Origin of the sequence: Winogradskyella sp. UBA3174, from assembly GCF_002364335.1 — a bacterium.
Classification (GTDB): domain Bacteria; phylum Bacteroidota; class Bacteroidia; order Flavobacteriales; family Flavobacteriaceae; genus Winogradskyella.
On sequence record NZ_DEXW01000037.1, the window covers coordinates 157,314 to 174,984 of the forward strand.

At 32.6% G+C, this 17,671-nt stretch carries 15 protein-coding genes; 8 read left to right on the top strand and 7 right to left on the bottom strand.

Annotated features, from left to right (window positions below):
* Positions 1-17 precede the first annotated feature (17 nt).
* Complete coding sequence (gene rsmH / locus B2U95_RS05675) at positions 18-914, bottom strand: 16S rRNA (cytosine(1402)-N(4))-methyltransferase RsmH (RefSeq protein WP_296313663.1); 897 nt, start codon at positions 912-914, stop codon at positions 18-20.
* On the bottom strand, positions 901-1,371 hold the full coding sequence (gene mraZ / locus B2U95_RS05680) for a division/cell wall cluster transcriptional repressor MraZ (RefSeq protein ID WP_296313665.1): 471 nt from the start codon (positions 1,369-1,371) through the stop codon (positions 901-903). Before mraZ ends, rsmH begins: the two co-directional genes overlap by 14 nt.
* Before the next feature lie 271 nt (positions 1,372-1,642).
* Between mraZ and B2U95_RS05685 the strand changes: the two genes are divergently transcribed.
* Together B2U95_RS05685 and yihA are read left to right on the top strand one after the other, a co-directional pair.
* On the top strand, positions 1,643-2,407 hold the full coding sequence (locus B2U95_RS05685; protein ID WP_296313667.1) for an alpha/beta fold hydrolase: 765 nt from the start codon (positions 1,643-1,645) through the stop codon (positions 2,405-2,407).
* 90 nt (positions 2,408-2,497) lie between these two features.
* Complete coding sequence (yihA, locus tag B2U95_RS05690) at positions 2,498-3,112, top strand: ribosome biogenesis GTP-binding protein YihA/YsxC (protein WP_296313669.1); 615 nt, start codon at positions 2,498-2,500, stop codon at positions 3,110-3,112.
* A gap of 201 nt (positions 3,113-3,313) precedes the next feature.
* Here the strand turns inward: yihA and B2U95_RS05695 are convergent, their stop codons facing one another.
* Positions 3,314-4,408 carry an ABC transporter permease gene (locus B2U95_RS05695; RefSeq protein ID WP_296313671.1) on the bottom strand — a complete coding sequence of 365 codons (1,095 nt, stop codon included), beginning with the start codon at positions 4,406-4,408 and terminating at the stop codon, positions 3,314-3,316.
* Between the two features lie 83 nt (positions 4,409-4,491).
* On the bottom strand, positions 4,492-6,666 hold the full coding sequence (locus B2U95_RS05700; RefSeq protein ID WP_296313673.1) for a carboxy terminal-processing peptidase: 2,175 nt from the start codon (positions 6,664-6,666) through the stop codon (positions 4,492-4,494).
* Between the two features lie 158 nt (positions 6,667-6,824).
* Between B2U95_RS05700 and surE the strand changes: the two genes are divergently transcribed.
* Genes surE through B2U95_RS05725 form a run of 5 tightly spaced genes read left to right on the top strand, consistent with a single transcriptional unit; the run spans position 6,825 to position 11,606 of the window.
* Complete coding sequence (gene surE, locus B2U95_RS05705) at positions 6,825-7,595, top strand: 5'/3'-nucleotidase SurE (RefSeq protein WP_296313675.1); 771 nt, start codon at positions 6,825-6,827, stop codon at positions 7,593-7,595.
* Positions 7,596-7,641: 46 nt separating this feature from the next.
* The gene (locus B2U95_RS05710) at positions 7,642-7,926 is read left to right on the top strand and encodes a hypothetical protein (protein ID WP_296313678.1); all 285 of its coding nucleotides are present in this window, start codon (positions 7,642-7,644) and stop codon (positions 7,924-7,926) included.
* Complete coding sequence (gene lpxB / locus B2U95_RS05715; RefSeq protein WP_296313680.1) at positions 7,926-9,035, top strand: lipid-A-disaccharide synthase; 1,110 nt, start codon at positions 7,926-7,928, stop codon at positions 9,033-9,035. Before B2U95_RS05710 ends, lpxB begins: the two co-directional genes overlap by 1 nt.
* A gap of 1 nt (position 9,036) precedes the next feature.
* Positions 9,037-9,546: a C40 family peptidase gene (locus B2U95_RS05720; RefSeq protein WP_296313682.1), complete on the top strand. Its 510-nt coding sequence runs from the start codon at positions 9,037-9,039 to the stop codon at positions 9,544-9,546.
* A 29-nt stretch (positions 9,547-9,575) separates the two neighbouring features.
* On the top strand, positions 9,576-11,606 hold the full coding sequence (locus B2U95_RS05725) for a ComEC/Rec2 family competence protein (protein ID WP_296313686.1): 2,031 nt from the start codon (positions 9,576-9,578) through the stop codon (positions 11,604-11,606).
* A gap of 11 nt (positions 11,607-11,617) precedes the next feature.
* Here the strand turns inward: B2U95_RS05725 and B2U95_RS05730 are convergent, their stop codons facing one another.
* The 3 genes from B2U95_RS05730 to B2U95_RS05740 form a co-directional block, all read right to left on the bottom strand.
* Positions 11,618-12,184 (bottom strand): thioredoxin family protein, encoded by a 567-nt coding sequence (locus tag B2U95_RS05730; RefSeq protein WP_414727667.1) that lies wholly within the window; start codon positions 12,182-12,184, stop codon positions 11,618-11,620.
* Between the two features lie 88 nt (positions 12,185-12,272).
* Entirely contained in the window at positions 12,273-13,865 is a 1,593-nt protein-coding gene (locus B2U95_RS05735; RefSeq protein ID WP_296313688.1) for a peptide MFS transporter, read from the bottom strand.
* Positions 13,866-13,918: 53 nt separating this feature from the next.
* Positions 13,919-16,123, bottom strand: a complete 2,205-nt coding sequence (locus B2U95_RS05740) for a S9 family peptidase (protein WP_296313691.1) — start codon at positions 16,121-16,123, stop codon at positions 13,919-13,921.
* A 148-nt stretch (positions 16,124-16,271) separates the two neighbouring features.
* On the opposite strand from B2U95_RS05740, the gene B2U95_RS05745 reads away from it, so the two are divergent.
* Positions 16,272-17,573 carry a hydroxymethylglutaryl-CoA reductase, degradative gene (locus tag B2U95_RS05745; protein WP_296313693.1) on the top strand — a complete coding sequence of 434 codons (1,302 nt, stop codon included), beginning with the start codon at positions 16,272-16,274 and terminating at the stop codon, positions 17,571-17,573.
* Positions 17,574-17,671 lie beyond the last annotated feature (98 nt).

Here is a 17,671-nt window from a genome sequence, read left to right on the forward strand (position 1 = left end):
AAGGCAGGAATCTCTTTTTATAGCTTCTCAGCAATTCGAAGCTTCGCACTTCTTGCTCTGTTATTTAATTTTATTTCTGGTTGCGACGGTACGATGAGACCACCTACTTTTTTTAATGGCACTTCAAAATTCCCAAATACATCGCGCTCTGGCTCTCCTTCAAATAATCCGTTTCTGATAAAGCGCTTCACTAATCTATCTTCTAAAGAATGATAGGATATAAAACTTAGACGTCCAGCAACTTTTAATAAGTCTGGCATTTGTAATAACAACTCTTTCAATACCTCAATTTCTTGATTTACTTCTATTCGAATTGCCTGATAAATCTGCGCTAATACTTTATTTTCCTTTTGATGATTTAAAAACGGTTTTAAAACGGTTTTTAATTGTTCGCTTGTTTTAATTTCTCCGTTTTTTCTTTCCTCAACAATGCGAACAGCCATCGCTGGCGCTTGTCTTAATTCACCATACTGTGACAATACATCTCTTATTTGTTCTTCTGTATAATGATTAATTACTTCGAAAGCAGACAGCTTACTTTCTTGATTCATTCTCATATCCAAGTCAGCTTCAAAACGTGTAGAAAACCCACGCTCTGCAACATCAAACTGATGCGAAGACACTCCGAAATCTGCTAAAACACCATCGACGTCTTTGACACCGTAAAATCTCAAAAATCGCTTTGCAAATCTGAAATTCTCATTGATAAGCACAAAACGATCATCATCAATCGTATTATCTAAGGCATCTTTATCCTGATCGAAAGCATATAACTTTCCTTTTGGACCTAATCTAGATAACATCTCTCGACTATGACCACCGCCACCAAAAGTGACATCTACATAAACACCATCTGGTTTAATAGCTAAACCATCTACCGTTTCTTTGAGTAAAACTGCATTATGATATTCCATCGTCCTCCTCCTCTTGCCCCATTACTTCTTCAGCTAAATCCGCAAAATCAGATGACGCATCATCAATTGCTTGCTCATACTTATCCTTATCCCAGATTTCGAGAATATTAACAGCAGAAGCCAAAACAACTTCTTTAGAAATTCCTGAAAAACTGATTAAATCTTTTGGGATTAACAACCTACCAGCACTATCTACCTCAACAACTTTAACACCTGCTGTAAAGCGTCTTATAAAATCGTTATTCTTTTTCTTAAAACGATTCAGTTTATTGATTTTAGCCATCAACGTATTCCATTCGGACATTGGGTAAAGCTCTAAACAAGGCTGAAAAACTGCACGCTTTAAAACAAAACCATCTTGCAACGCAGCAGCCATCTGTTTTTTTAGAACAGCAGGTATCATGAGCCTTCCTTTGGCATCTGCTTTACATTCGTATGTCCCTATAAATGAATTCAAAACGTTGGGTTTACCACTTTAACGATTAAGATTCAAATATATTGAAAAAAACACCACTTTTTACCACATCTTACCACTTTTGTTAATAAGTTTTGTATGAGTTATTACTTAAGATTTAAAGACAATAGCAAAATCAGTATGTCACAAGAATTTAAAAAGCGGTAATTACTAACTGATATTTAAATGAAAAACAATTGAAATTTTTGAGTTCTATTTGTATTCAAAAGGATTTAGCTATATTTGTTTTTAACACTAAGCACTAACCTAATACATGGCACACCTTTTAAAAGAAGAAAAGGATTTTAGATATATTGAAGTAGGCGAAGGAACACCTATTATTGTGCTTCATGGTTTAATGGGAGGGCTAAGTAATTTTGACGCTGTCACTGATTTTTTCAGCAATAATGGCTATAAAGTAATCATCCCAGAGTTGCCTATTTATGGCATGTCACTTCTAAAAACTAATGTAAAAAGTTTTGCTAATTACCTTAAGAAATTCATAGAACACAAGGGGCTCGAAAATGTTATTCTATTAGGAAACTCACTTGGTGGACATATTGGCTTATATCACACAAAACTTTATCCAGAAAAAGTTAAAGGATTAATTATAACTGGGAGTTCTGGGTTATATGAAAGCGCAATGGGAGGTGGCTACACTAAGCGTAGCGATTATGAAGTGATTAAAAAGAAAGCCCAAGATGTTTTCTATGATCCTGCAGTTGCCACTAAAGCCATTGTTGACGAAGTTTATGAAACCGTAAACGACAGAAATAAGCTCATTAAAACCTTGGCTATAGCTAAAAGTGCAATTAGACACAATATGGCTCAAGACTTGCCTAATATGAATACACCAACATGCATAATTTGGGGAAAAAATGACAACGTAACACCACCAGAAGTCGCTACTGAGTTTCATGAATTATTACCTGATTCTGAATTATTCTGGATTGACAAATGTGGCCATGCAGCAATGATGGAACACCCAGATGAGTTTAATAAAATTCTAAATAAGTGGCTTGTTAAGCGTGAACTTTAAATTACCTCGCAAAGTCACTAAAACATAAAGTGAACATCACCTAAAAGTTTAATTTAAAAGAGATTCCTGCTTTTGCTGGAAGAACTAAAGATGAAAATAAAATCAGCTGAATTTGTAGTTAGTAATTCTGAAGTGGCGAAATGTCCTAAAAACGATTTACCGGAATATGCCTTTATTGGGAGAAGTAATGTTGGAAAGTCTTCATTAATAAATATGCTTACTGACCGAAAAAGTTTAGCCAAAACATCTGGACGACCAGGAAAAACACAACTGATTAATCATTTTATCATTAATAGTGGTTGGTACTTGGTAGATTTACCAGGCTATGGTTATGCGCGTGTTTCTAAATCTTCTAAGCGAAAATTTCAGGCATTTATTACTGACTATTTTGAAAAACGTCAACAGCTTGTTTCGGCTTTTGTATTGGTAGATATTAGACACAAGCCTCAACCCATAGATTTAGAATTTATGCAATATATGGGTGAAAGCGGTATTCCGTTTGCTATAATTTTTACTAAGGCAGATAAATTGAAGCCAAAAGCTATTGAGAGGCAAGTCAGTGACTATTGCGACGTACTTTTAAAATCTTGGGAAGAGGTGCCTCAGCATTTTGTAACTTCATCTTCTAAAAGCATTGGTAAAGACGACGTTTTAGAGTTTATCGAAGCTACAAATCAAGAAATTGAATCCTTAAGAAGTAAATAATCTTACTATTACTTCTACCTTTTGTTTCTTCTTTCTATAAAGTAGATTAGGACTATTGATAAAATCGATGTTATTACCGCTTTTCCTACTAGACTCAAACTTATCGGCTCTCTTAAAATAAAGTGGTAAAATATAATTAATACTATCGCATTTATAATAAAAAATAATAAAATTGTTTTCTTAGTCACCATGTATAAAAAATTAACCCTTCACATCTAAAGCGTCTCTAAACGCATTCCCAACCAACATAAACGCCATTACCAAAAGCATAATACACAAACCAGGTATAAGTGCTAAATAAGGTTTGCCTAAAATAATATAGTTATAGTGATCTTTTATCATCGCTCCCCAACTTGCCATTGGAGGCTGTGCTCCAATCCCTAAAAAGCTTAAGCCACTTTCTATTAAAATTGCTCCTGCAAAATTAGCGGCAGAAATAACAATTAATGGTCCAAAAATATTAGGTAAGATATGCTTTGTAATAATCCTATAATCGTTATAACCTAAAGCTCTAGCTGCAGTAACGTATTGCATTTCCTTTGCACTTATTATTTGACCTCGCACAATTCTAGCTACTTCTACCCACATCGTTAAACCTACTGCTATAAACACCTGCCAAAATCCTTTCCCAAGAGCTAATGTTATGGCGATTACTAATAAAAGTGTTGGAATAGACCATGTAATATTAATAATCCACATTATAAATGCATCAATTTTCCCTCCGTAATATCCAGCCAAACTCCCCATTAACAGGCCTACTAAAAGAGAAATAAAAACAGCTACAAAACCAATAAAAAAGGATATTCGAGAGCCTATTAAAATTCGACTTAAATAATCTCTTCCGTATTTATCTGTACCAAATAGAAAGCTTCTTTTATCAATAAAACGTTCATAATTTTTATTAGGAAACTGACTTAAATCAATTTGCTTCTCGACGCCTTTTAATCCATCAGAAGCATATTGAATATATAACAATTGATTAGCTTTTACTTTATAAGATTGAATTGGAATTTCTGTATCTGTATTTTCTTTCCCAAAAAATAAGCTGGAAATAAAGTTTTGATTCGATTCTATACTTGAAGGAATAGTTAGCATTTGCACTTCAAAACCAGGCGATTTAGAATGAATAGACAAATGCATTTGATTTGCATTTTTAGATGCATCTGGCGCAAACAAATAAGCGAAAACTGAAATTAAACCAATACATCCAATAATCCCTAAACTGAAAACGCCCCAAAAGTTTTTCTTAAACTTTTGAAGCGCTAATCTTGTTAATGAATTATTTTGTTTTGACATTTTAGTTTTTCAACATAAAAATCTTATTAGTAAGCATCTCGACTACCCTCGTTGTGACAGCTGATATAAAATAGCGTTAAAATCTAATTCTTAACGTTTGCTACTTTATTCTTTATAGCATAAGTCATTTTTAAATCATTAAGCACGTTTAATGCTTCTTCTATATAAACGTCTCTAGCTAAACTCTGATGCCACCTGTTTCGCTTTTCTTTTAATATTGAGTCTTTCTCCATTAAACTCATCTCATATGGTAATGAATTAAATGATAAATCTGTTTTATACTGCGATAGTTTGGCAAAACGTTTTGCTTCCTCTTCTATAATCCCCATTTCTTTCTTATAGTCATCATAATTTAATGAGTGTATTTCTCGGTCTCTTATTTTCTTAACCCATTGTGCATTGGCATCAATTAATTTTAACTGTTCATTTGCAGCCATTCTTGCTTTACTTTTACTTATTGTAGTTTCATAATCAAAATAATTACTCCAAAGGTCGTAATCTACTGCACCTATTTTATCCCATGGTAATGGATTTTCTTGATCCTTCTCTCCTATATTAATATAACTATAGCGGTCTGGAACTACAACATCACTCTTTACACCTTCAAGCTGTGTAGAACCTCCATTGATTCTATAAAATTTTTGAGTTGTAAATTTTAGTGCTCCCATGTCACCATTAGAGTTGTTACGTACCATTCGGTTTAAATCTAATACATTTTGAACTGTACCTTTTCCGTAAGTCTGTTTACTACCAATAACAATAGCTCTTTTATAATCTTGCATTGCAGCTGCTAATATTTCTGAAGCTGATGCTGATAATTCGTTTACCATAATAACTAATGGTCCATCCCAGATAATAGATTTATCCTTATCGCTTAATATCTCTTTTGGCTCTCCTGTAGTTTTTACCTGTACAACTGGACCTTCTTCTATAAACAAGCCAACAATATCAACTACAGTTTGAAGTGACCCACCTCCATTATTTCTTAGATCTAGCACTAAGCCTTGCATCCCTTGCTCTTTAAGACGGATAATCTCTTGCTTAATGTCTGATGCAGCATTTCGCTTGTCATAATCTTGAAAGTTGATATAAAACTTAGGTAAATTAATTACACCAAATATTTTACCATCTTTTTCTACTGTAGATGATTTTGCATACGTTTCTTCTAACTCAACGATATCTCTTTTAATAGAAATGTCTTCTATTGTGCCATCTACCTTTTTGAGCGTTAATGTAACAACTGTACCTTTTGGTCCTTTTATAAATTTAATGGCATCATCTAAACGCATACCAACAATACTTATACCTTCTTTTTCATCTTGTTGTCTAACTTTAAGAATCTGATCACCAACTTCTAATTCATTAGCTCTCCATGCTGGTCCACCACTAATAATTTCATTGACCATTACACCATCTCTTTTCTTTTGCAAACGCGCACCAATACCCTCGAAATTACCAGACATAGCTACATCAAAACGGTCTTTATCTTCTGGCGCAAAATAGAATGTATGCGGATCAAACTCTTCTACAATAGCATTAATATAAACTGCAAACCAATCTTTACGTTGTCTATCATTAATAAAATCGTATAAATCATCTAGAGACTCTTTTGTCTCAGTTCTAGCTTCTAATTCTATTTCTTTTAAAGATTTTTTATCTTTAGTTTTTGGTTTCTCATTGATTTCAGAAAAAGCTTTTTCAGGGAGGCCTTTAGTTTCTATAGCTGAATCGCGTTCTTCAATAACATCGTCATAATTATCAATAGTAGAAAATTTAAGTTGCTGTCTCCAGCGGTCCTTCATTTCGCGCTTATTCTTTACATAAGTCAGCTTTTCATAATCTGACGAATACTCTTCCTTCTTAGAAAAATCGAATGGCTTTTGTAAAATCTCAGTATATAATTTCCTTGACTCTTCGATACGTTGCAGCAAGCGCTCGTGTGTGATATTAAAAAACGATACGTCATAAGACTTTAGCTGATCATCTATTTTATCCTTGTAAGCCTCAAATTCCTTTATGTCCGATGCATAAAAATAACGCTTAAATGGATCTAACTGATCTAAAAAGTCACCAAAAACATTGGCAGAAAAGTCATCGTTTATTTCTTGTGGATCAAAGTGCCCTTGATCTAAAACATAAGTAATTAACTGAATTAACAACTTGTCTTTATCTGGATCATTAAATGTTTTACTAGTAAAACTACATGATGCAAATGCTATTAATAATGCTAATAATAAAAACTTATAATTCCCTCTCATATGATTTATATTTTAAGTAGGTTTCAATATTTCACTAAAATAGGAGAAAAAACCATGCCATAAAAAATCAAGACACTAATTTTTTGTTAAAGGGTCATAATACACACTATTCTTATGCTTTTTAGTATTTTTACATCAACTTTAATGCTTTATTACATATGTCTAAACGCCCTTTGATTTTAGTAACTAATGATGACGGAATTACAGCGCCAGGTATTAGAAAATTAATTTCTGTTATGAATACCATTGGAGACGTGGTTGTGGTAGCTCCAGACAGTCCACAAAGTGCTATGGGACATGCCATAACTATAAATTCCACATTACACATTGAAAAGGTTACTATTGATGGTAAACAACCTGAATATAGTTGTTCTGGCACACCTGCAGATTGTGTAAAACTAGCAGTTAATGAAATTTTAGATAGACGGCCAGACATTTGTGTTTCAGGCATTAATCATGGTTCAAACTCTTCTATAAATGTAATATATTCTGGCACAATGAGTGCTGCATTAGAAGCAGGTATTGAAGGGATTCCTGCAATTGGATTTTCGTTATTAGATTACAACTGGAATGCTAATTTTGAACATTGTGGTTCATTTATAGAAACTATAACTAAACAAGTTTTAGAACACGGATTACCTGATGGAGTTGTATTGAATGTAAACTTACCTAATCTAGAAAAAGTGGCTATTAAAGGTATCAAAGTGTGCAGACAAGCAAGAGCCAATTGGAAAGAAGAATTTGATAAGCGCACTAACCCAATGGGGCGTGTTTATTATTGGTTAACTGGAAAGTTTGTTAATATGGATAATGGTGAAGACACAGATGAATGGGCTTTAGAAAATGGCTATGTCTCTGTTGTACCTGTTCAGTTTGATTTAACTGCACATCACGCCATTCAGACTATAAATACATGGGACTTAAAATAAATACATGTTTCACTAAATAAGATTTCCGATTTTGCGGAAAACAAATATGAAAAAAGAAATTTTAATCGGTTTTGGAGTGGGGCTTATTGCTACTTTATTTGGTTTAGTTTTTGCCATTCAGATATTTGGTAAATCTGATGATTGGGGAGTTGTTATTAAGCAAGCTATTGAAGAAGATTTTTTAACGAAACTCATGAGTATTGGAGCACTTCTTAATCTAAGCGCTTTTTTTCTATTTTTAAAGAAGAATCAAGATCACAGAGCAAAAGGTGTATTAATAGCAACTATACTTGTGCTTATCTCAACTATGATAATTAAATTCATGAATTAATGAAATATTACATCATTGCTGGCGAAGCTTCAGGAGATTTACATGGTTCTAACTTAATGAAAGCCTTATTAAAACAAGATGATAAAGCTGATATTAGATTTTGGGGAGGGGACTTAATGCAATCTATTGGAGGGGACTTAGTAATGCACTACAAAGAGCGGCAATTTATGGGTTTTGCTGAAGTTATTTTTAACCTCAGAAAAATATTAGGGCTTATAAAATTCTGTAAAAGCGATATTGAAAAATTTCAACCAGATGTTATTATTTTTATTGATAATTCCGGATTTAATCTTCGCATAGCCAAATGGGCAAAAGAACTTAATTACAAAACGCATTATTATATTTCTCCACAAGTTTGGGCCTCTAGAGCTAATCGTGTAGATAAAATTAAACGTTATGTTGATGCTATGTACTGTATTCTTCCGTTTGAAAAAGCTTTTTATGACACATACGACTATGACGTTAATTTTGTTGGACACCCACTTATTGATGCTATAGCAGATAGACCACAGATAGATTTAAAATCATTCAGAAAAGAACATCAACTTAGCGATAAACCAATAATTGCATTATTACCTGGAAGCCGAAAGCAAGAAATAACAAAAATGCTTGGTATTATGCTGAGCTTAGTAAATAGCTTTAAGGATTATCAGTTTGTAATTGCGGGAGCTCCTAGTCAGGATTATGATTTTTACAAAAGTTTTATAAAACAAGACAATGTCTCGTTCATTTCTAATAAAACATACGATCTTTTAACTATTTCTACAGCAGCTTTAGTCACTTCTGGAACTGCAACTTTAGAAACAGCTCTGTTTAAAGTACCTCAAGTAGTCTGTTATAAAGCAAATGCAATATCTTATCAAATTGCAAAACGTATTATTACTTTGAAATATATTTCATTGGTCAACCTAATAATGGACCGCGAGGTAGTGACAGAGTTAATTCAAGGAGATTTAAATAAAAAACGTTTAAAAAAAGAATTAACTGCCATTTTACAAACCGAAAAACGCGAACAGTTATTTTTAGATTATTATGATTTAGAACTAAAGCTTGGCGGAAGAGGGGCAAGTGAAAAAACTGCTGAGTTAATTTTTAATGCTATCTCATAATATGAAAAAAATATTACCTTTTATTTTAATCATTCTTTTTCTAAGCAGCTGTAAAGCAAAGAAATCGTACACCAGCAAAAAAACACAAACACATACTGTAAAAGTAAAAACAACTGCCAAAGCTTCTAATAAAGCCACAAGTATTGTAAAATATGCCAAAACATTTAACGGCACACGCTACAAATACGGAGGAACAACCAAACGTGGTATGGATTGCTCTGGTCTTATCTATACAAGTTTTAACAAACATAATATCAGTCTTCCTAGAACGACCTCTGGATTGAAAAGCACTGGGTCTTGGATAGATCTTAAAGAAGTAAATATTGGAGATTTAGTCTTTTTTGCGACTAAAAAAAATAGTAGAAAGGTTAATCATGTCGGAATTGTTTCAAACATAAGTAAAGGTGATGTAGAATTTATACATGCATCGTCGAGTAGAGGTGTTATGATTTCTTCGATAACAGAAAAGTATTGGTATTTTGCTTTTGTACAAGCTAGACGTATTTTGTAATACTTTTTATATATTAGTAACTGATTCTTATGAAGTTACTAAATTTCTCTTTAATAAAATTAACAATTTGCTTAATTGCTGGTATTGTTTTAGCACACTATGCTAAGCCAGATTACAAACTGCCTTTATATTTAACTCTTGGATTAGTAATTCTTATTGGTATCTATTGGGTATTCTTAAAATCTAAAATAGATAGACTTCCGCTATTTGGAATACTATCTTGCTTATCTATGATGGGTATTGGAATGATCTCTTATACTACTCAAAATGAAAAAATACAAGTTAATCATTATACAAATCTAAATTCCTTAGAAAATTTTAATACTATAACTTTCAAAATTAAAGAGCGTTTAAAACCTGATAATTACAACTATAAGTACATTGTTTCAACAAGTTCTATTAATGGTAAAACTGCGTCTGGCAAATTATTAATTAATATCAGGAAAGACAGTTTGAACACAGCTTTATCTGTGGATGATATACTATTTACTTCTGCGCAAGTACAGAAAATTCAGAAACCTTTAAATCCACATCAATTTGACTATAGTGCCTATCTAGAATTAAAACAGGTTTATAATCAACTGTATTTAGAGTCTGATGAATTAATGACGGTCTCAAATTCAAAAACTACAATTTATGGTTTTGCAGATCAATTAAGAACCACTATTAACTCAAAACTTATAGAAGCAGGATTTAAAGATGAAGCGCTTAGTATTATGAATGCGCTACTACTAGGTCAGCGCCAAACTATTGATAAAACAACCTATACTAATTATGTGAATTCGGGGACCATTCATATTTTAGCTATTTCAGGACTTCATGTTGGTATTTTATTATGGATTCTCAATTTTATTTTTAAGCCACTACTCTATCTTAAATATGGTAATTATATAAGACCTATCGTTTTAATTACTATTCTTTGGTCTTTTGCTATAATTGCAGGGTTATCACCCTCTGTTACTAGAGCAGTAACCATGTTTAGTATTATTAGTATTGCGATGCACTTAAAACGACCGACTAATATTTATAACACTCTAGTAATTTCAGCATTTTTCATTTTATTGGTTAAACCTACTTTTTTGTTCGAAGTCGGTTTTCAAATGAGTTATCTCGCAGTTTTAGGCATTGTGAGTGTGCAACCGATACTTTATAAATTATGGAAACCAAGGTATTTAGTAACCGATAAATTGTGGCAAGTCTTTACAGTGACTCTTGCAGCACAAGCAGGAGTTGTACCTATTAGTCTGTTTTATTTTCATCAATTCCCTGGCTTGTTCTTCATTTCAAACATTGTTGTAATTCCTTTTTTAGGTTTAATTCTAGGGTTTGGATTATTAGTTATCGCTCTGGCACTTATGAATATGTTACATGATTTTATAGTAATTGCTTACAGTTTTATTATTGATAGTTTAAATGCGTTTATTGCTTGGGTAGCTCAATTTGAAGATTTTTTATTTAGAGACATTCCGTTTACAATACTTCAGGTCATTTGTTCATATTTGATAATTGTTGCTTTGATACAAGTTTACAAATTCAGGAATTTTAAATGGATTGCTTTTAGCTTGATTGCAATTATTTCTTTTCAAAGTATTTCGTTTTACAACAGATATAAAGTACAAGATGATGCTTTTGTTGTTTTTAATAAAAGCAGATATTCAATGATTGGTCAAAAAAACAAGGACCAATTTATGGTGCATCATAATTTAGGTACGTCAAAACAAAAAGGAGATAACGTTATAAAGAATTTTAAAGTTGGTGAGACGATAGATTCTGTTAGAACAGACAGTTTACAGTCAATTTATCAATTTAAAAAAAAATCTATTTTAGTCATTGATAGTTTAGGGGTTTACAAAGGATTAAGTTTTAAACCCAATTATATTATACTTAGAAACTCGCCAAAACTAAACCTTAACCGTATGATTGATAGCTTACAACCCGAGCTAATTATTGCAGATGCCAGCAATTACAAGTCTTATGTTAAACGTTGGAAAGCTACATGCACGCATAAAAAAATCCCTTTTCATCAAACCAACGAAAAGGGAGCCTATATTATAAACTAATTTTATTTGCTTTACTGTTTAAATGAAGGCTTAAAGGCTTTAAAATATTCATTGAATTTTTCTTGGGTATCCATGCCTATATGCTCATCTGCTTTAAACATTTTTAGGTACAATTCTAACTGCTGTGGTTTTAAGTAACCTGTTATTGGCGTTATATAATTTGCCTCTTCATCAAAAAACACCATTGTAGGATATGCACTAACTTTCAAATAGTTTGCAAACTCATGCGCGCTATTTCTTCTGTTTGCTTTTGCAGGATCGTAATTTGGGTTTCCAAATGTCTTGTCTTTAAAAGTGACAGATGCATTGCCTTCTCCATTAAATTTTACAGCATAATAGTTTTTATTCATGTACTCAACAACGTCTGGATTCTGAAATGTATTCTTATCTAGCATCTTACAAGGACCACACCAATTGGTATAAACATCCATCATAATTTTTCTTGGCTCCTTTTTCTGAAGCGCAATAGCTTCTTCTATAGTTATCCAGTTAATCTTATCTGCTGTGTTGGTATCTTTTGATATTGGCTTAAACGATGTTAATAGTGCCAAAACCATTATAAATAATATATTTCTCATATTTATCTTTGTTGCAATTCTTATGCCGAACTTACAAAAAAATGCTCCTGAAGAGGAGCATTTTTAATTTATTTTAACGGTTTTAGAACTATCTTATACCGTGCATCATTCTAATTAATGTTTTGTTTAAAATTAACATTACAATACCTGCAGCCACAGGAATAGCAGTAAAAATTAAAAAGAATACACTCATACCATATTCCTCTACTATTGGGTCTATATAACTACCTGTTAAACCAGCCGCAAAATTAGCAATGAAATTAGCAACGAACCAGATACCGAACATCATACCCACTAATTTTATTGGTGCTAATTTACTTACATAAGATAAACCAACAGGTGATACACATAGTTCACCAAGGGTATGGAATAAATAAGCAAATACTAAAAACAACATGCTTACAGAAGCTGTTTTAGCTCCTAACGGAATCCCCATAGAGCCATAAGCTAAAATCCCAAAACCGAGACCAAGCAGCATTAAACCAATTGCAAATTTAACTGGTCCTGAAGGATTGTATTTACTTTCCCATACTTTAGAAAATAAAGGTGCGAAGGCTATAATAAAAAATGAATTTAAAATTCCAAACCAAGACGCTTTTACTTCAGCAACTTCAGCATTAAATTCTTTATTTAACATCCAAATTACAATTCCCCATATAATAACGAAACTTGTCCCTAGAAGGATATTTGATAATGCAAACTTCTTATATGTTTGTTTGAATAACATAATTAGTACCCAAGTTATAATTAACATTGGAACAACGGTTAGGATCGTATTAAATATCTTAAATGTTGTAGCTCCGTCACCGACTAATACTCTGTCTGTATAATCTGCTGCAAAGATGGTCATAGAACCACCTGCTTGTTCAAACGCCCACCAAAAGAATATTGTAAAGAATGAAAACACACCTATTACTTTTAGCCTATCAGCAGTAATTTTTGATTCTGAAGCTTGATCTGCAACTTCCTCAAGTACATCTTTTGTTTCTTCGACTGAGTCCTCTATAATATCGTCAAAATCTTCTAAATTTTTAGGCGAAAGACCAATCTTTCCAAAGATTTTTTGAGCAAAATAGAATTGTAACATACCAAAAAACATGAAAATTCCAGCTAAACCAAAACCATAATGCCAGCCTACTGATTCACCAATATAACCACATAATAAAATACCCAAAAAGGCACCAGCATTAATACCCATATAAAAAATAGTATAACCAGCATCTTTCTCTTTTCCTTGTGATTTATAAAGTTGACCAACCATTGATGAAATATTCGGCTTAAATAAGCCATTTCCAACAATTAATAGACCTAATCCTATATAGAAAAACATATCTGCAGTAACTTCTAATGCCATTGAAGCATGACCTAAAGTCATTAAAAAAGCTCCAATAACTACAGCATTTCTATAGCCTGTAAACTTATCCGCAATAAAACCACCAATAATGGGTGTGATATATACTAATCCTGTATACCAACCATAAAGTAAAAGTGCCTCTGAACGTTCCCAGCCCCAACCACCATCACCAAGGATAGCAGCTGTTAAGAAGAGCACTAATAATGCTCGCATTCCATAATAAGAAAAACGTTCCCACATTTCTGTGAAGAACAATACAAACAAACCAGCCGGATGTCCTAAAACAGTTTTTTGGTTCTCTGCTGAACCTCCAAATTTAAATTCCATATATAATTATATTAGTTAGTATTAATAGTTAGTTTAAACTTAGACAAACCCTATTATTCTTTAATATTACCTTGAAGCTTATCACCTAAAGTTCTATTTATAAAATTGGTCATCTTTTTGTATAAATGAAGCCTTGTATTGCCTCCATAAATACCATGATTTTTATCTGGATACACCATCCATTCAAACTGTTTATCTGCTTGAATTAATGCTTCTACCATACGCATGGTATTCTGTAAATGTACATTATCATCGCCAGAACCGTGAATTAACAAGAAATCACCTTTTAACTTATCGACATGATTTATTGGTGAATTTTCATCATAACCACTTGCATTCTCTTGTGGAGTTGTCATGTAACGCTCTGTATATATAGTATCGTAGAATCTCCAACTCGTTACTGGCGCTACAGCAATTGCCATTTTAAAAACATCGTTACCTTTAAACAAGGCATTACTACTCATAAAACCACCGTAACTCCAACCCCAAATTCCCATTCTAGTTGCATCAACATAAGGTAACGTACCTAATTTTTTAGCTGCAGCGATTTGGTCTTCAACTTCGTATTTACCAAGTTCATTTTGTGTTACTTTCTTAAAATCCGCTCCTTTAAACCCTGTTCCTCTGCCGTCTACACAAGCTATTATGTAACCTTGTTGTGCTAACATTTGGTACCAATAATCATTAGAACTATTCCAACGGTTAGCTACTTGCTGAGAACCAGGACCAGAATACTGATACATAAATAATGGATAGATTTTATTGGCATCGAAATCTGCAGGTTTAATTATCCACATATTTAAGTCATTGCCATTAACATTTATAGTACTGAACTCTTTTTTAGATGTTATATAATTTCCAACTTTCTCTGATAAGCTAATGTTATCCTTAATGCTTTTAACAACATCACCAGATTTTGAACTGTTTAGCGTATATTCTTGAGGTGTTGTTGCACTAGAATGTGTATTGATAAAATACGTAAAATCTGCACTAAAAGAAGCGCTATTAGTTCCATCTGTTTTGGTTAGGCGTTTTTTCTTTTTTCCATTTAATTTAATAGAATACACATCTCTGTTAATGGAACCATTCTCTACAGATTGGTAATAAATTGAATTCTCTTTTTCATTGAAACCATAGTAATTAGTCACTTCCCAATTGCCTTCAGTTACTTGATTGATCAGCTTACCATCTTCAGCATAATGATAAATATGGTTGTAACCATCTTTTTCACTCGTCCAAATAAAGCTATCATCTTTTAAGAATGTTAAGTTGAATGTTACATCGACGTATGCTTTATCCTCTTCTGCTAAAACCAAATTAGACGTATTATTTTTAGTGTTTATCATCCAAAGATCTAATTCATTTTGATGACGATTCATTAATTGAACACTTAATACATCAGCATCCTTAGTCCATTCTAATCTCGGAATATAAAAATCTTGATATGCTTTATCTACTTTTAGTTCTTGAAGTTTTTCTGAACCTAATTTGTATAAATATAAAGTTACTTTAGAATTAGCCTCGCCTGCTTTAGGATATTTAAAAACTTGTTGCGTTTGGTACAATTCTGAGCCAAAAACATCCATTGAGAATTCTGGCACTTCAGTTTCATCAAAACGAATAAAAGCAATTTGATTGCTATCCGCATTCCAATCAAAAGCTCTTACAAAACTAAATTCTTCTTCATAAACCCAATCGGTAATACCGTTAATCACTTTATTCTTTTCTCCATCAAAGGTGATTTGCTCAACACTACCAGAAGCTAGGTCTTTAACATACAGATTATTCTCAAAACCATAAGCCACTTTTTTACCATCTGGCGACAATGTTGGTTCTTGTACCAAATCGTCCGACACTTTAGTTACTTTTTTTGACGCAATGTCATAGATATAAAACTCACCTAAAGTGGAACGTCTAAATACAGGAATAGAATTGGTTGTTAAGATGACTTTAGATTCATCTGTACTAAAGCTATAATCAAAAAAACCTTGAATCTCAGCTATATCAGCTGAAGATACCAAGGTTTTAACTTTTTCTAAAGTTTTATAATCGTAAATATCGATTGTTGCTGTTCTATTTTGCCTATCAAAATTTAAAACAGAATACTGTTTTCCGTTATCCATAGAATGCAAAGCTTGCATACCTTGCGTTCTAAAAGTTCCTCCCCAAATGTCTTCGAGTGAGATCTGTTTGTCTTGACAATAAATTATTGTGGTTGTTAAAAATCCTACAATTGTAATTAAGTGTCTTAATTTCATGTTATCTTTTTTCAATAAAACAATGCCAAGTTTACTAAAAATTATGCAAAAAATCGCTATTTTTAAGAGTAAATCCGCAATAATAATAGTTTAAAGACTCATTTTATACCAATCCTAAGTATCTTTATCTTTTTAAATTTAAACAAACATGGCTAACGCTATTTCTGGCTTTAGTAAGCTTTCAAAATTAGATAAAATTGATTGGCTTATTAATACTTATTTTACAGACAAAGACAGCGCAAAAACGCTCATTACACAATATTGGAATTCAAATGAAAAGCTCCAAAAATTACATGATGAGTTTATTGAAAATACTATTACAAACTACTATTTACCTTTAGGTGTTGCTCCTAATTTTTTAATAAACGACACGCTTTACACTATACCAATGGCCATAGAAGAAAGCTCTGTTATTGCTGCTGCAAGTAAAGCTGCAAAATTTTGGTTTGATCGCGGTGGTTTTAAAACTACAGTAATTTCAACAGAAAAAATTGGCCAAGTACACTTTACCTACAATGGTGATTTTAAAACTTTAGAGTCATTTTTTGAAAAAACAAAACCGCTTCTCATTTCTTCAACATCAGACATTACTAAAAACATGGTACGAAGAGGTGGTGGTATCTTAGATATTGAACTGAGAGATAAAACTAAAGAATTATCAAACTACTACCAATTACATGCAACGTTTGAGACTTTGGACGCCATGGGTGCGAATTTTATTAATTCTTGTTTAGAGCAATTTGCACAAACATTTAAAAATGAAGCTGAAACCGGTCTAAAAGGGGATTTAGATATCGTTATGAGTATTCTTTCTAACTACGTCCCAAACTGTTTAGTTAGAGCAGAAGTATCTTGTAATATTGAAGATTTAAAAAGCAAAGACATTCCCAATCCCGAACTTTTTGTACAGAAGTTTAAACAAGCCATAAATATTGCAGAAATAGAACCATTTAGAGCTGTTACTCACAATAAGGGTATTATGAATGGTATAGATGCCGTCGTATTAGCAACAGGGAACGATTTTAGAGCTGTTGAAGCTGGTGTGCATGCTTATGCGTCTAGACAAGAAAAATACTCGAGCTTAACCCATTGTAGTATAAATAACGGTGTTTTTAAATTCTGGATAGAAATTCCATTAGCACTAGGAACTGTTGGTGGATTAACCAATTTACACCCACTAGTCAAATTTTCTTTAGAGTTATTGGAAAAACCTAGTGCTAGAGACTTAATGCAAATTGTAGCTGTTGCTGGCTTAGCACAAAACTTTGCCGCTGTAAAGTCTTTAACAACAACTGGTATTCAAGAAGGCCATATGAAAATGCACTTAATGAATATTTTAAATCAGTTTGAGGCTACAGCTGAAGAAAAAACTAACATTATAGAACACTTCAAAACTAATGTAGTGACTCATAGCGCAGTGGTTGAGGCTATTGAAAAGCTCCGGAACTAAGTTAATTTGCTCATGAAGATTCAAAGCTGGTAAATTCCGAATCACAAAAACTAAATTTCAGAGCTTACTCATAAGAATAACTCAATAACTCAATAACT

Excerpts from the sequence above, each read along its gene's own strand:
- B2U95_RS05685 (WP_296313667.1), top strand. The coding sequence starts at position 1,643 with ATGGCACACCTTTTAAAAGAAGAAAAGGATTTTAGATATATTGAAGTA.
- B2U95_RS05745 (WP_296313693.1), top strand. The coding sequence starts at position 16,272 with ATGGCTAACGCTATTTCTGGCTTTAGTAAGCTTTCAAAATTAGATAAA.
- B2U95_RS05730 (WP_414727667.1), bottom strand. The coding sequence starts at position 12,184 with ATGAGAAATATATTATTTATAATGGTTTTGGCACTATTAACATCGTTT.
- lpxB (WP_296313680.1), top strand. The coding sequence starts at position 7,926 with ATGAAATATTACATCATTGCTGGCGAAGCTTCAGGAGATTTACATGGT.
- B2U95_RS05740 (WP_296313691.1), bottom strand. The coding sequence starts at position 16,123 with ATGAAATTAAGACACTTAATTACAATTGTAGGATTTTTAACAACCACA.
- B2U95_RS05710 (WP_296313678.1), top strand. The coding sequence starts at position 7,642 with ATGAAAAAAGAAATTTTAATCGGTTTTGGAGTGGGGCTTATTGCTACT.
- B2U95_RS05700 (WP_296313673.1), bottom strand. The coding sequence starts at position 6,666 with ATGAGAGGGAATTATAAGTTTTTATTATTAGCATTATTAATAGCATTT.
- rsmH (WP_296313663.1), bottom strand. The coding sequence starts at position 914 with ATGGAATATCATAATGCAGTTTTACTCAAAGAAACGGTAGATGGTTTA.
- B2U95_RS05695 (WP_296313671.1), bottom strand. The coding sequence starts at position 4,408 with ATGTCAAAACAAAATAATTCATTAACAAGATTAGCGCTTCAAAAGTTT.
- surE (WP_296313675.1), top strand. The coding sequence starts at position 6,825 with ATGTCTAAACGCCCTTTGATTTTAGTAACTAATGATGACGGAATTACA.
- B2U95_RS05720 (WP_296313682.1), top strand. The coding sequence starts at position 9,037 with ATGAAAAAAATATTACCTTTTATTTTAATCATTCTTTTTCTAAGCAGC.
- B2U95_RS05725 (WP_296313686.1), top strand. The coding sequence starts at position 9,576 with ATGAAGTTACTAAATTTCTCTTTAATAAAATTAACAATTTGCTTAATT.
- yihA (WP_296313669.1), top strand. The coding sequence starts at position 2,498 with ATGAAAATAAAATCAGCTGAATTTGTAGTTAGTAATTCTGAAGTGGCG.
- B2U95_RS05735 (WP_296313688.1), bottom strand. The coding sequence starts at position 13,865 with ATGGAATTTAAATTTGGAGGTTCAGCAGAGAACCAAAAAACTGTTTTA.